Annotated in this window: 1 protein-coding gene; it reads right to left on the minus strand. The window is 53.9% G+C overall.

The window, feature by feature from the left end:
* A partial coding sequence (locus tag IAQ59_RS22885) for an Rpn family recombination-promoting nuclease/putative transposase (RefSeq protein ID WP_209333026.1) occupies nt 1-547 on the minus strand: 547 nt, incomplete at both ends.

The raw sequence follows: 547 nt of genomic DNA on the forward strand, positions 1-547 counted from the left end.
AGCCTCTCCAGAAACTCCAAGTGTTTTAATACATACAGCCATTTCTCGAATTTGGTTTCCACTTCTCCCTCCCCCTTGTCAAATTTCGGGATTTCAACGTATACAAACTGAAGCTTGTCGCTGAAGACCCGACCGGTCTCCCTGTCGAGCAGTCCCACCCGGTGAAGATACCGGTCATCGTCAGGATCGAGCACAAAGTCGAGTATGGATATGCAATATACTGCGTGTAGGGAATAATCCCAGTCCCCGCGCTTCCCCTGTTCCTGCAGGGGGTAAGTAGCGTAAAACAGGGACCGGTCCCTGAGATTGAGCTGGAAGGCCTTCTGCATCTCCACGATGAACCGCTCGCCGGATTCGGCCACACAGTAGATATCGAAGACTACCTTCCGGTCCATCTTCCCGGCACCCAGGTGCTCGTTTCTGGAGAATTCGACGCTGGCCACGGGCCCTGTCTCGGGCTCCAGCACGGCGTTGATAAAGTCCAGCAGCAGGTCCTTGGTGGCCTCTTCCCCAAAGAGCTTCTTAAACCCGAAATCGGTAAAGGGGT

The organism is Lunatimonas salinarum (assembly GCF_017811155.1).
Taxonomy (GTDB): Bacteria; Bacteroidota; Bacteroidia; order Cytophagales; family Cyclobacteriaceae; genus Lunatimonas; species Lunatimonas salinarum.